Source organism: Brevundimonas sp. 01N35 (assembly GCF_056399785.1).
In genome coordinates this window covers 48,479-61,557 of record NZ_JBFTRZ010000012.1, presented here as the reverse complement: position 1 = coordinate 61,557, position 13,079 = coordinate 48,479, and the positions used below count along the sequence as shown (strand labels likewise).

At 67.9% G+C, this 13,079-nt stretch carries 9 protein-coding genes; 2 read left to right on the top strand and 7 right to left on the bottom strand.

Features of this window, described 5'->3' with window-relative positions; all coding sequences use genetic code 11:
* Positions 1-92: 92 nt before the first annotated feature.
* Positions 93-977, top strand: coding sequence for a LysR family transcriptional regulator (locus tag AC1DJ5_RS12600; RefSeq protein WP_441454964.1), 885 nt, complete (start codon positions 93-95; stop codon positions 975-977).
* On the opposite strand, the gene AC1DJ5_RS12595 is transcribed toward AC1DJ5_RS12600, so the two are convergent.
* From AC1DJ5_RS12595 to AC1DJ5_RS12565, 7 genes are all read right to left on the bottom strand, one after another.
* A complete protein-coding gene (locus AC1DJ5_RS12595) occupies positions 974-2,746 on the bottom strand; it encodes a M56 family metallopeptidase (RefSeq protein ID WP_477020826.1) in 1,773 nt (590 codons plus the stop codon). The two genes, AC1DJ5_RS12600 and AC1DJ5_RS12595, sit on opposite strands and share 4 nt — an antisense overlap.
* Positions 2,743-3,117, bottom strand: a complete 375-nt coding sequence (locus tag AC1DJ5_RS12590; protein ID WP_441454966.1) for a BlaI/MecI/CopY family transcriptional regulator — start codon at positions 3,115-3,117, stop codon at positions 2,743-2,745. The genes AC1DJ5_RS12595 and AC1DJ5_RS12590 overlap by 4 nt, the downstream gene beginning before the upstream one ends.
* Before the next feature lie 153 nt (positions 3,118-3,270).
* Positions 3,271-6,846 carry an ABC transporter permease/M1 family aminopeptidase gene (locus AC1DJ5_RS12585; RefSeq protein ID WP_477020825.1) on the bottom strand — a complete coding sequence of 1,192 codons (3,576 nt, stop codon included), beginning with the start codon at positions 6,844-6,846 and terminating at the stop codon, positions 3,271-3,273.
* Positions 6,847-6,856: 10 nt separating this feature from the next.
* Positions 6,857-7,750 carry an ABC transporter ATP-binding protein gene (locus AC1DJ5_RS12580; protein WP_477020824.1) on the bottom strand — a complete coding sequence of 298 codons (894 nt, stop codon included), beginning with the start codon at positions 7,748-7,750 and terminating at the stop codon, positions 6,857-6,859.
* Between the two features lie 174 nt (positions 7,751-7,924).
* Positions 7,925-10,387, bottom strand: a complete 2,463-nt coding sequence (locus AC1DJ5_RS12575; protein WP_477020823.1) for a TonB-dependent receptor — start codon at positions 10,385-10,387, stop codon at positions 7,925-7,927.
* Positions 10,374-11,345 carry a FecR family protein gene (locus AC1DJ5_RS12570; RefSeq protein WP_477020822.1) on the bottom strand — a complete coding sequence of 324 codons (972 nt, stop codon included), beginning with the start codon at positions 11,343-11,345 and terminating at the stop codon, positions 10,374-10,376. Before AC1DJ5_RS12570 ends, AC1DJ5_RS12575 begins: the two co-directional genes overlap by 14 nt.
* Positions 11,346-11,454: 109 nt before the next feature.
* A complete protein-coding gene (locus AC1DJ5_RS12565; RefSeq protein WP_477020821.1) occupies positions 11,455-12,024 on the bottom strand; it encodes an RNA polymerase sigma factor in 570 nt (189 codons plus the stop codon).
* A 114-nt stretch (positions 12,025-12,138) separates the two neighbouring features.
* Here AC1DJ5_RS12565 and AC1DJ5_RS12560 point away from each other — a divergent pair, with 114 nt between their 5' ends.
* Entirely contained in the window at positions 12,139-13,077 is a 939-nt protein-coding gene (locus tag AC1DJ5_RS12560) for a glucosamine inositolphosphorylceramide transferase family protein (RefSeq protein ID WP_477020820.1), read from the top strand.
* Positions 13,078-13,079 lie beyond the last annotated feature (2 nt).

Sequence of the window (13,079 nt, the reverse complement as noted above, 5' to 3'; positions counted from 1 at the left end):
CCTGTGATGTCATTGTTCGTTCCAGCATGGCCTAGCAGACGGATGGCGCACCACCCATTGCAATCTTGCCTCCTATGCTGTGCATTCCTGCAATGTTCGACTGGGACGACGTTCGCATCTTCATCGCCGCCGCCCGCGCAGGCTCGCTGGCTGTGGCGGCCCGGCGGCTGGGCATCGACGCGGCCACGGTCGGGCGGCGCGTGGCGCGGCTGGAGACGGCGCTGAAGTCGACCCTGGTGGCGCGCTCCGCCTCGGGCCTGCTGCTGACCGCGGCGGGCGCGCAACTGCTGGAGACGGCGCTGGACGCCGAAAGCGCCATGGAGGCTGCCGAGCGGGTGACGCGGCCCGACCTGATCGCCGGCACAGTGCGGATCAGCGTCTCGGAGGGCTTTGGCGGCGCGGTCCTGTCGCCCGCCCTGCCCGGCCTGCTGGCGGCGCATCCCGGCCTGAACGTCGAACTGGCCGCCACTTTCGGCTTCCTGTCGCCCAGCCGGCGCGAGGTGGACATGGCCATCACCCTCAGCGCGCCCGCCAGCCCGCGCCTGATCGTCGAGCCGCTGACGCCTTACCAGCTGGCGCTCTACGCCACGCCCGATTTTCTGGCGCGACGCGGCTGGCCCGACACCATCGACGACCTGCCGCGCTTCGACATCGTCGGCTATGTCGACGACCTGATCTATGCGCCGGAGTTGCATTATCTGGACGAGATTCGTCCCAATCTGCGCCCGCGCCTGGCCTCGTCCTCGATCCGGGCCCAGCGGGACATGATTGCCGCGGGCGGCGGGATCGGCGTCCTGCCCTGCTTCCTGGCCGAGGGGCTGACACGGGTCCTGTCCGACCATGTCCTGATCGAACGCCGCTTCTGGCTCAGCACCCACCGCGACGTCCACGACACGGCGCGGCTGAAGGCGGCGCGGCGCTGGATCAAGACCCTGTGCCGCGACGCCGCCGACCGGCTGTCGCCCTACGCGGTTTAGATCGAGCGCTTGGCGCGAGCCGCCATTTCATCTGCGCGGCGATCCATTTCAGCGGCCCGTTCCACCAGCTTCGGGCTCAACGCGACCAGTTCTGCGTCGGTGACAGCGTTGCCGCGCTCGCGGTTGCGGGCGATCTGTTCGGCGCGATAGGCCGGATCGCGCAGGCGAACGGCTTCCTGGCGCATGTTTTCCGCGCCGCGATGCATCTGCTCGGCGCCGCGGCCCATCTGGACGTGAGCCTGGGTCTGCGCCTCGACGCGGGTGCGTTCGGCCTGTTCGCGAGCGCGCTCACCCTGGCGACGCGCGACGAGGGCCAGTTCACGGGCCTGCTCGCCCTGTCGGCGGGCGATGACAGCCTGAGCGCGCGCCTGTTCGGCCTGTTGTCGAGCCTCGACGCCCTGGCGGCGGGCGGCTTCGGCCTCCGCTCGGACCTGAACGGCGTCAGCGGCGTGCCGGCTGGCCCGGGTGCGCGCGATCATGGCCTGACGACGCGCCTCCACGCCCTGTGCTCGAGCCGCCCGCGCGCTCTCCCGGGCGGCCTGCCCCGCCGCGCGCTGCTCGGGCGTGCCGTTCTCGATATAGACGCCATTCGAGGAGTGGTAAAAATAGCCGACGCCATTGGCCGGAGGCGCGGGCGGAGCGGGCGGAGCCGGGGGCGCGGGCGGCGGCGGCGGCGGCGGCAGAACCTGCAACGCCGACAGGGCCGCGGGCGGGGCCGGAGGCGCAGGCGGTGCAGGCGGTGGCGCAGGCGGAGCCGGAGGTGCGGGCGGCGCGGGCGGCGACGCCAGATAGACGACCTCGCCCTTCTCGCTGATCTCCAGGGCCGCCAGAGGCGTGGCGACGACGGCGAGCGCGGCGACGGTCAGGGCGACCGCCAGCGGGCGGCGGCGAGCAGAGGTGTTCGTCATGATGCAGGCGATCCTTTTTTCAAGCGTGTGGGTGTCGGCGGCCATGGCCGTCGCGGGCCAAGAGGCGGGATGGGAGGCGGGATGCGCGGCCAGTCGGACCAGGACCCGGGCGTAGTCCCGACGATCCACGGTCCGTACGGCTTCGGCGTCGGCGGCCTCTTCCGAGGCCTCGGCCAAGACGGCGGACAGCCGCCAGACCAGAGGGTTGAACCAGAACAGCGCCAGCGCCAGCCGCGACAGGATCAGGAAGACCCAGTCCTTGCGCCGCAGGTGGGCCAGTTCGTGCGCCAGGACGGCGGAGGCGGTCCGGGGTTCCGCCACACTGGACGGGTCCAGAACGATGACGCCCGGCGCGACGCCCCAGCTCAGCGGACCGGACACGCGGTCGCTGCTGACAAGCCGGGGCCGCGCGGCAGGCGCCAGGGCGTCCAGCGGCGCGCGCCATGCGGGGCATTTGACGGTCCGTCCCTGCTCCGTCCAGCGGCTCAGGGTGCGCAACCCGAGCAGCAAGCGGCCCACGACCGCCGCTGCGCCCAGCAGCCAGAGACCGGCGGCGATCGTCGCCAGCGTCGGCCACAGCAGGCTGGCCGAGACGGCGACGCCCGCGACCGGTCCGACTTCGCCCGTCCACAGCGGCGTCATCGGCGTCGCCGCAACGGCGGGCGCAGCGGGCAGCAGCGCCAGCTCCAGGGCGGGCAGGACCGCGACCAGCACCGGCAGCGCCAGCAAGAGACAGACGGTGGCGCGCAGGATGTCCACGCGATCCGCCGCACGGCGCGCCACGAAGCGCGCGACGATCAGGCCCGCCGCCACGATCAGGCTGGACTTGACTAGCAGAGACAGAAACAGCGCCAGGCTCATGGCTGACGCTCCACCGCTTCATCGATGGCGCGTTCCAGCGCCGCGGCCTCATCGGCGGTCAGGCGTTGGCCCAGCCCCAGCAGGGCGGTGGCGGCGTTGGCGGCGGAGCCGGCGAAGAAGGTGTCGATCATCCGCTGCAGGGCGCCGGCCGCGACGGCCTCGGTGCGCGGAACGGGGCGATAGACGAAGCCGTCGGCGCCTGCTTGCCGCTCGACCAGCCCCTTGGTCTCCAGTCGGGTCAACAGGGTGCGGATGGCGGAATCGCTGAGCGCGTCCGTCAGGGCGTTGCGCACCCCGGCTGCGGTCCCGGATTCCAGTCGACAAAGGGTCTCGAACACTTCGCGTTCGCGACGGGGCAAGGACTCGATCACGACCAATCTCCGCATCGGTTGACGCTACGCATGTAGCGCTACATTTGTAGCGCTACATGCGTAGCGGATCGAGTCTAAAATGAGGCAGCCGGATTAACTCGGCGTAGGGGTCCCTCTCCTCCCGCCGCACGGCGAGAAGAGAGGGTCCATGCGTCAGCCGACCGGCTTGACGTTGTCGTCCGAGTTGCGGTCGATCCAGCGGTTATAGGGGTCGATCCCCGCAAACGCCGGCTTCTTGTCCGTGACGAAACGGAAGACCTGGGTTCCGCTGCGCAGGGGGCGACGCTCCATCAGCATGACCGACTTCTGGTCGAACGCGCCCTTGCCCGGCTCGGCCGAAAACAGACCCACGTCGAAGGTCTCGTTCAGCGGGGCCTCGGTCTCCTCGCCCTTGCCGTCGGCGTAGAGCTTGCGGGCCTCGACCGTGAGGGCGACGTCCCACTTGCCGTCGGCGCGCTTGGTCGCCGTAACCGACTTGGCCTTCAAGTCATACAGGGTGATCTTTTCGAACAGGTCGGTGATCAGGGCCTGCTTGTCCGCCGGCGCCTCGGCGCGGATGGCGTTGACCAGATCCAGCGAGCGCGGATAGGGCGCGGACTTGAAGGCGTACTGCGCCAGCACCCGACGCAGGGCGCGGTTGACCGCCTCTTCGCCGATCTGATCGCGCAGCAGGTACAGGACCAGGCCGCCTTTCTGATAGTGGATGTACTGCTGGTTCTCGACCCGCATCAGCGGCATCTCCTCCAGCCGCTCCATACCGCGCGAACGGAGGTAGCGGTCCAGTTCGTACTTGAGGAAGCGACGGATCTTGTCGGGTCCGTACAGCTTCTCCATCACCATCAGCGCCGAGTATTGCGCCAGGGATTCCGACAGCAGGGTCGAGCCCTGCTGGTTCGAACCGACCACCTGATGCGCCCACCACTGGTGGCCGACCTCGTGGGCCGTGACATAGGTGACGTAGTCGATCTTCTCCTCGTTCGAGAGGTCGGCGATGAAGCCGAGGCCTTCCGAGTAGGGCATGGTGTTGGCGAAGGCCTGGGCGAAGCTGCCGTAGGCCGGGAACTCGATGATCCGGGCCTGGCGGAACTGATACGGGCTGAAGGCCGTGCCATAGTAGTCCAGCGCCGACTTCATCCCGGTCAACATCCGCTCCACGTTCCGCTCGTGGCCTTTCTGATAGTAGACGGCCAGTTCGATTGGTCCGTGCTGCGCCTTGGCCACCTGATAGTCGGCCGACTGCACCGAGAAGAAGTTCAGCACCGGGGCATCGGTGACGAAGCGGGCCGTGCGGCGGCCGTCCTTCGTCACGTCCGACACCTTGTAGCCCGGCGCGATCGGGGTCTGATCAGCGACCGTGGTCACGGTGATGTCGGCGTTCACCCAGTCGGCGCCGATGTAGTTGTGACCGCGCGCGCTTTCATCCTCCAGCTTGGCCATGCGCAGTTCAGGCGCCAGGCCGTGCTTGCGACGCTTGGCCCGGTCGGACAGCAGGCCGTCGCGCCCCATGCCGATGGTCAGGCCGAACTCGCCGTTGTTGACGAAGGTGCCGTTGTCCACGACCCGCGTGGTGTCGCCGCTGTTCTTGAAGCCGCGCTGCTCCAGCACCGTTTCAAAGGCGATGGTGCGCTTCTCGCCCGGCTGCATCGGCGTGGCGAAACGATAGATACGGTAGTCGAACTCGGGCCACTCCTTGGCCAGCGTCGCGCCCTGAACATCCAGCTTCTCGATCTTCAGGCCGTGCTCCCAGCGCAGGTGGACCTCGGTCAGCGGCGCCGCCGTGCGGTTCTCGATGACATAGGTCCCCTGGGTCAGCAGGCGCGGCTGGTGCGGATAGAGGTCCAGATCCAGTTTGACGTCGGTGATCGACGGCTGGGCCTGCTTTTCGTACTTCAGCAGGGTCTTCTCATAGTCTGCCGTCAGTTGTTCGCGCTGGTCGCGGGTGCGGTACTCGTTCCAGACGTTGGTGTTGATGTAGGCGTAAATCCCGAGGCCGACGAAGGCGGTCAGGGCGACGCCGCCGATCACGCCGGCTGGTCCCATCAGGCGACGCGGCAATCGCTTCAGACGAGGCATGAAGCGCGTCTCCGCACCCCGACGCCACAGACCATAGGCGATGACCAGCAGGACGATGGCGAAGGCCGACCAATAGGCCTGCATCCAGGCGGCGCGGACCACGAACTTGCCCAGGCCGTTCATGTCCGACAGCGCCATCCCCGTCCCCGCGCCATAGCGGTAGAGGACGTGATCGAAGCCCAGATTGGACAGGACGATGGTCGAGATCAGAAAGACCACCATGACGGCCCAACCGACGAACTTGTTGGGCGACAGCGACTGCACGAAGATGGCCAGCACCGCCGTCAGCGAGAAGCCGATCGCCACGGGCGCGACGTACCAGGCCAGGTATTTGCCGATCTCGTAGGTCGTATAACCCTTGATGGTCTGGACGATCATGCCGGCCACGGTCGCAGCCAGCAGGGTCGAGACCAGCACCAGGCTCAGGGCCAGCGTCTTGGGCAGCAGGAAGGTCCAGTCGGGGGTCGCTGTGGCGTCGATGATCTCATGCGTGCGCCGCTCACGGTCGCGCCACACCACTTCGCCGGAATAGTAGATGGCAATAATCATGGCGATCAGGCCGAACGAGCCGCCCAGAGTCTCGATCACCACCCGCGTCACCAGGAGCACCGGCGCGCCGTAGATCTCGCCGGCGAACAGCAGGGTGGCGATGCTGAAGGCGAACCCCAGGACCAGCATGACGAAATAGGCCGGGCTCTTGAACACCGCCTTCATCTCGAAGCCGGTGCGCGAGACCAGTTGCGCCAGTCCCGCCTTGAAGCCGTAGGACGGCGACGCCAGAGGCGCGACGGGGGCCGCGGTCTCGACGGAGGCTTCGGCCAGCGCCTTCAGCTTCTCCTGCTTGCGCAACTTGGCCCCGCGCGGCGAGGGCCGATACAGCGGGAAGGCGGCGGCCAGGAAGGCCATGCTGATCCCCAGCCACAGCAGCTTGTTGCCCAGCAGGATGCCGGTCAGCGGCGCATTGATCGTGTTCCGCTCGGCCGCCGTCCAGTACCGGGTCGTCAGGTCGTAGGCGCCGGCGCCGAAGGGCTCCAGCCAGGCGACCAGCGTCTCCAGCTCAGGCTTGGAGCCGAACACCGTGGTCGTGGTCATGTAGAGGATGAAGAGCCCGACGACGCCGACATAGGTCGCCATCATCGAACGCGTCACCGTGGCCAACGTAAAGAAGACGGCCGAACTGAACAGCAGCCCCGGCAAGCCCATGACCACAAAGCTGTAGAGGTAGTCCAGCGGACGGAAGGGGCCGACCGTCTCCTTGTCCACCCACGGCATCAGCGTGCCGACCAGGATGCCCAGCGCCACGCTCAGGAAGGCCAGGGCCACGACGCCGAAGGCGCCGAGGAAGCGGCCGTAGAGATAGTCGAACTTCGACAACCGACTGGCCTGGATCATGGGACCGAAGCCCGTCGTGGCGTCACGCACCACGACATTGGCGACGATGGCGGTCGTCGCCAGCATGAAGAACAGATTGAAGATCAGATGCGCCTGAGCGATCGCAAAGGGCGCGTTCTTCAGGACGTTGCCGCCCGTGCCCAGGCTGACGTTCGGACTGGCGACAAGGCCGAAACTCAGCAGGAAGAACAGGATGGAGATGACCCAGAAGGCGGGCTGGCGAAGCTGATAGCGGAACTCGAAGGCCGCGACTTTCCCAAACATGCTGCGGGCCTCAGGCGGCTTGAGCGGCGGCGGGACGGCGCGAGGCGGCCAGCGTCGAGAAATAGACGTCCTCCAGACCGCCCGGGGCCGGCTCGAAGCCTTCGCCCGGCTTGGCGTCGGCCAGGACGTGGATCACGGTCTGCCCGGCGAACAGGCGGGTCGAGATGACCTCGAAGCGGGCGCGGTGCTCGGGCAGCGCCTCCTTGGCGATGGCCTTTTTCCAGACGCGACCGGCCAGTTGCTTCATCAGCTCCAGCGGCGCGCCTTCCAGCTGGATCTTGCCGCCCGCCAGCACCGCCATGCGCGGGCACAGGTCGGCCACGTCCTCGACGATGTGGGTCGACAGGATGACCACCACGTTCTCGCCGATCTCGGCCAGCAAGTTGAGGAAGCGGTTGCGCTCTTCCGGGTCCAGGCCCGCCGTGGGTTCGTCGACGATGATCAGGCGCGGATTGCCGATCAGGGCCTGGGCGATGCCGAAACGCTGGCGCATCCCGCCCGAGAACCCGGCCAGCGCCTTCTTGCGGACGGTCCAAAGATTGACCTGGTTGAGCAGGGCCTCGACCGTCTGCTTGCGCTCCTTGGCCCCGGCGATCCCTTTCAGCACCGCCATATGGTCCAGCATGTCGTAGGCCGAGACGCGCGGATAGACCCCGAAGTCCTGGGGCAGGTAGCCCAGCGTGCGGCGCAGCAGTTCCGGCTGGCGGATCACGTCGATGTCGCCGAAGCGGATCTCGCCCGAGGTCGGGCTTTGCAGGGTGGCGATCGTCCGCATCAGCGTCGACTTGCCCGCCCCGTTCGGACCCAGCAGGCCGAACATGCCGGTCGGGATCGTCAGGCTGACGTCGTCCAGCGCCCGTGTGCCGTTGCCATAGACGTGCACGAGATTGTTGATCGTCAGCATGAAGCGCCCCCACAGTGTCAAAGAGACTTCACATTGAAGGATTCATCGTCCGCGCTTCAAGTTAAAGATCAGACAGAAACGCCGAACGACGATATCGGACGACCCGCCGTGAAGGCGAGCCGCCCTCCCCCAGTCTTCCGTCCCTTCCGACCATGAGGCCCGGCCTGCAGACGCCTATTCGGCGAACCATTTCAACGTGATTCCAGCCGTCAGCGGCCGCAGCGGCGTACTGGCCAGGGCCTCGGGCAGTCGGAACGGATCGCCGAACGAAAAGGTGTTCGCCTCGGTGTCGAACGGGTTGTCGACGAAGGCCGTGACGGCCCAGCGTTCGGCTTCAAATCCGGCGGACACGCGCCCCGTCACATAGTCGCCCATGCGGTTGCGTTTCTCCGCGTCGAAGGTCAGACGCGAGGGGCCGACATAGGCCAGGTGGCCCTCGGCGAAGACGCCGATGTCGCGCCAGATCGGGCGACGATAGACGGCCGTGAGGTTGGCGGACGTCTTGGGCACGCCCGGCAGACCAGCGTCGCCCCGCGAGTTGAAACTGGCGCTCGGACGGGTGATTTCCGGATTCGCGAACAGCGCATTGGCGCGGATCTCCAGCCCTTCCGTAGGACGCCAGGCCGTTTCGAATTCCAGTCCCCTGTTGGCCCCGTCGCCGACATTGACGACATAGGCCAGACCGCTGGGCAGGAACTGGTCGCTTTGCATGTCGCGCCAACGCGCCATGTAGATCGCAACCCGCGTGTGGAGACGGCCGTCCCACAGCGTCGCCTTGGCCCCGGCTTCGTAGTTCCACAGGGTGTCGGCGCGGTATTCGCGCGCCGGAACGCCGACCGCCCCGGAGAAGGTCTGTGAAAGCGGCCCCGCCGTGTTGAAGCCGCCGGTCCGGTGGCCCTGGCTGACCTGGACATACATGTTCAGCGCGTCGTCGACACGATAGGCTAGGGCCAGCTTGGGCGACAGGCCCGACGCATCGGCCGCCCCCCGGAAGAAACGGCTTTCCTCCTGCTGGACCACGTCGGAAACGGTTTCGCGGCGCGAGCGATGGTAGCGGGCGCCGCCCACCAGGGTCAGATCCGGCGTGAGCTCCAGCGACGCCTCGCCGAACACGGCGACCTCGTTCATCTGGTCGTCGCGGTCCTCGGCGTAGACTACCGCGCGAACCGGCCGCAGCGCCGACATGGTCGTGTTCGACACCGTCGAGTTTACGGAGAAGAAGCCGCCGGCCAGCCAGCGCAGCCGCTCGGTATCCGGCGACGACAGGGTCGCCTCGCCCACGACCAGTCCGATGTCCCGGCCCTCGTCCAGCGCCCCGACCCGCGCCCCCGAGCCGAAGGCGCGAAGCGCGGACGAGGCGTCATAGCGGCTTTGGAACCTGTGGCTCACCGCTGCGATCGACGCGTCCAGCCGCCCCCAGTCGCCTTCGCCGGAGAGGGTCGCATAGGCTTCGCTGAAATCGTTGGCGTGGGGCTCGCGCACCAGGTTGGCCCGACGCAGCCCGCCCAGCACGCGGTAGACATAGTGGGTGTCTTCGGTGTCGATCGACTGATGAACTACGCCGGCGGTCAGGGACCAGTCGTCGCTCAACCGGGCCGTCGCCGCGAGACGACCGCCCCGCCGCGAGCCGTCGTTCACCCGGTGCAGGTTCAGGCTGACGTCGTTGATATAGCCGCTGTAGGTCTCCTGGTAGAGCGATCCCCTGACCCCCGCCCGGCCGCCGAAAAGAGGCAGGTTGCCGGTGACGGCGTAATCGCTGTTATCGCCGCCGGAGCGGGTGTGCGACTGGGTCAACGACAGGTCCAGAGCGTACCGGTCCAGGTCGGGCCGCCGGGTGATGGTGCGGACCACGCCGCCGATCGGACCGGTCCCGTAGAGCGTGCCCTGGGGCCCCCGCAGGATTTCGACGCGGTCGACGTCGATCAGTTTCAGGTCCGGGTCGGGCGCATTGTAGGTGATGGGGACGAAGTCCAGATACAGCGCCACCGTCGACTGGGTCAGACCGGTGAAGGCGCCGTCAGACATCCCGCGCAGCAGGATCTTGTTGCGACCCGAGCCCAGGTTGGTCACGGTCATCCCGGCCACCAGATACTTGATATCGTTCAGGTCCTGGACGCTGCCGCCGCTGATCTGGCTGGCCGAGATCGCCGTGACGGCCGTCGGCGCGCGTTGGGGTGCTTCAGGACGGCGCCCCGCGGTCACGATGACGTCGCTCACCTGCACGGCCTCCGGCGCAGGCGCCTCGGCTACGCGGTGCGGCGCGGGCGGAGTTGCGGCGGGCGTCGCCGGCGGGAGGCGGCGGATCAGCACGGCGCCGTCCCTGCGGATCACATGACGGCAGCCCGATCCGGCCAGCAGCCGGGTCAAGGCCGCATCGAGCTCCATACGGCCGTCCAGGGCGGGCGCGCTTCCCCGACAGGCCGTGATATCGCCGCCGAGCGAAGTCCGCGTCTGCAGGGCCAGGTCCAGAAGCGCGGCCTCGACCCTTTGGCGAGGAATGTGGAGGTCGTAGGCGCGCGCCTGCCCCGCCTCTGCCGTAGGCGGAGAGGCCAGGGACGCCAGGGCGATGATCAGAAACGGCCCGAAGGCCGGGCGGACATCCCTCTGACGGCGGCGGCGAAAGTCAGCTCGCTTCACGCGCGGCCATACGCACTTCGTGCGGTGTCCGGGCTACGGCTATCGGGACGAAGTCCTGCAACTGGCCGAGCATCCCGGCCTCATCGCCGACTTGCAGGGCGCCGGTGAAATGCAGGGATCGAGCCGACGGCGCCACGGTGACCGGCTTGTCGAAATAGCGCGACAGGTCGTCCGCGACGGTCGTCAGCGCGGCGTCGCGATAGATCAGAATCCCCTGACGCCAGGTCGAGGCATCGCCGGGATCGACGCGGGACCGGACCGGGTCAGCCGCCCCGATCTGATCGATTTTCTGACCGGCGGTTAGCCGTACGGCTTTCCGATCCGTCGTCGAGGAGACGGCGACCACGCCCCGGTCCACGCTGACCGCGAACCGATCGTCGTGGTTCAGCACGTTGAAGGCGGTGCCCAGGACGCGGACGTCGTGATGCCCCGCCGAGATCACAAAGGGGCGGGCCGGGTCGTGGGCGACGTCAAACGCCGCCTCGCCGTCGGCCAGGGTCACCGACCGTTCGTTGCGGGCCATGCGGACGCTCAGTTCCGAACGCCGGTTCATGTGAATGACGGAGCCGTCCGCGAGCGTCAGGGTCCGGGGCGCCGTCTCTGTGCGATAGACCTGGGCCGCGGGCGTCTGGTCCAGCAGCGGCCACAGACCGACCGTCAGGACGACGACAGCCGCCGCCGCGACCGACGGAAACAGCCATGGACGCCGGGCGAAACGCCGTTGGACCGGTTGCGCCGCATCAAGCGGAACGGGCGCGTCGTCATTGGCGGCGTCCGCGCCGACGCCCGGTTCCAGATCGACCCACATCCGCTCCAGCGCGTCATAGGCGTGGCGATGCGCGTCATCGCCCTCGAGCCAGTCCTGAAATGCAAGCCAGTCAGACTCGAGGGCGTCGTCGTCTCTGAGGCGGGCGAACCAATGGAGCGCCTGATCATGCGTGGAGGGCAGCAGAGTCATGCGTTCGGAACCCCGACCCCCGCCGGACGGCCCGGCCTCAGATGTCTAGACGGCGCCGAAGGCCGTTCACCTCCACGACCATCGTTCCAAGGCGCGTGATAACGACCGCTCATCGCTGAACCCTCGCCGACAGGACCCGCAAGGCGTCCATCATGTGCTTCTCCACGGAGCTGCGCGAGATCTCCAGGCGGGCGGCGACCTCCGCGTAGCTGAGGCCGTCGAACTTGTGCAGGCGAAAGACCGTCTGGGTCTTCGGCGGAAGATGGGTCAGGGCGGCCATCAGCGCCGCCAGCCGCTCTCGTCCCGCGACCACGGCCTCGGCGGACGGGGTGTCGGCGATATCCTCGCCGACGCCGGTCGCATGGTTGGCCAGACGCCAGGCCCCGTCTCGCGCCGCCGACGACCGGCCCGAACGCCAGCGATCCATCATGAGATTGGAGGCCAGGCGATACAGGAAGGCGCGGCAGTCGCGCACCTCCATCGCCGAATCCAGTCCGGCCACCTTGAGATACAGGTCCTGCATCAGATCCTCGATCTCGCCCGAGGGGCCCAGCCGGGCGCGGAACAGCCGCGCCAACGCCTCTTTCTGCTCAAAATAGGTCACGACCAGCCGATGCCCTGTCGGACAGGCCGGAGCGCCGCTGGCGCAAGGATCGGCATGGCCGCCGCCTGAAGTCATGTGCCGAGAATTCACCACAGAAATGACTAATGCCGCACATTTTCCCTGAGGCAAGACGGTAACGGCGCCGTCTTCCCCATGAGGCCGGTGTCATGCGGCCGGTGGGGCGTCGCAATGTACGATATTTGGCGGGTCGGTTTCGTTCGGCGTTCGCAGGCCAGCGTGCTGGACCGCGGCGGCGTGACGCCCGGCGAGGCGACCTGGCTTCCGCCCTGCGAGTCGACCTTTCAGTTCATCGCCGATCCGTTCGGCATCCAGCGCGACGGCCTTCTGACGATCTTCGTCGAGGCGTTCGACTACCGCGTCCGGCGCGGCGAAATTCACTACTACCAGTACGATCTCGACGACCGTCTGGTGGACCGGGGCGTGGCCCTGGCGGAGCCGTTCCACCTCTCCTATCCCAGCCTGATCGAGGACGACGGCGAGCTCTACATGCTGCCCGAGGGCTACAAGAGCGGAGCCCTGACGCTCTATCGCTGCGTCCGCTTCCCGGACCAGTGGGAGCCGGTCGAACGGTTGCTCGACGCGCCGGCGATCGACGCGACCGTGGTTCAGCACGGCGGACGGTGGTGGATGTTCTACGCCCTGCCCGGCCCCGACGACCGCGCCATGCGCGAACTGCACGTCGCCTGGGCCGACGCCCTGAAGGGCCCCTGGACGCCGCACCCGTCGTCACCGGTGCTGAGCGGCTTCGAAACGTCGCGCCCGGGCGGAACGGCCTTCGAACATGACGGGGCGCTGCATCTGCCCGTGCAGGATTGCTCCGCCACCTACGGCGCGGCCGTCGAGGTGCTGCGCATCGACGAACTGACGCCGCAGCGGTTCAGCGCCAGCCGGGCGGCCCGTCTGGCTCCCGAAGGACTGCTGCCGGACCACGGCGACGGACTGCATACCTTTTCCGGCGCCGGCGACGTGACCTTCATCGACGTGAAGGGCATCCGCCGCTCGCCCGCTGAAGGCTGGATACGGACCCAGTTCAAGGTTCGCCGTCTGCTGGGCCTGAACGGGCCGCGCGCGCCGCAAACATCCCCCGCCGTCCTGGAGGTCGCTTGACC

What these genes read in the sequence shown, in the direction of transcription:
- AC1DJ5_RS12600 (WP_441454964.1), top strand. Translation starts at nt 93, where the DNA reads ATGTTCGACTGGGACGACGTTCGCATCTTCATCGCCGCCGCCCGCGCA.
- AC1DJ5_RS12595 (WP_477020826.1), bottom strand. Translation starts at nt 2,746, where the DNA reads ATGAGCCTGGCGCTGTTTCTGTCTCTGCTAGTCAAGTCCAGCCTGATC.
- AC1DJ5_RS12585 (WP_477020825.1), bottom strand. Translation starts at nt 6,846, where the DNA reads ATGTTTGGGAAAGTCGCGGCCTTCGAGTTCCGCTATCAGCTTCGCCAG.
- AC1DJ5_RS12580 (WP_477020824.1), bottom strand. Translation starts at nt 7,750, where the DNA reads ATGCTGACGATCAACAATCTCGTGCACGTCTATGGCAACGGCACACGG.
- AC1DJ5_RS12570 (WP_477020822.1), bottom strand. Translation starts at nt 11,345, where the DNA reads ATGACTCTGCTGCCCTCCACGCATGATCAGGCGCTCCATTGGTTCGCC.
- AC1DJ5_RS12565 (WP_477020821.1), bottom strand. Translation starts at nt 12,024, where the DNA reads ATGACTTCAGGCGGCGGCCATGCCGATCCTTGCGCCAGCGGCGCTCCG.
- AC1DJ5_RS12560 (WP_477020820.1), top strand. Translation starts at nt 12,139, where the DNA reads ATGTACGATATTTGGCGGGTCGGTTTCGTTCGGCGTTCGCAGGCCAGC.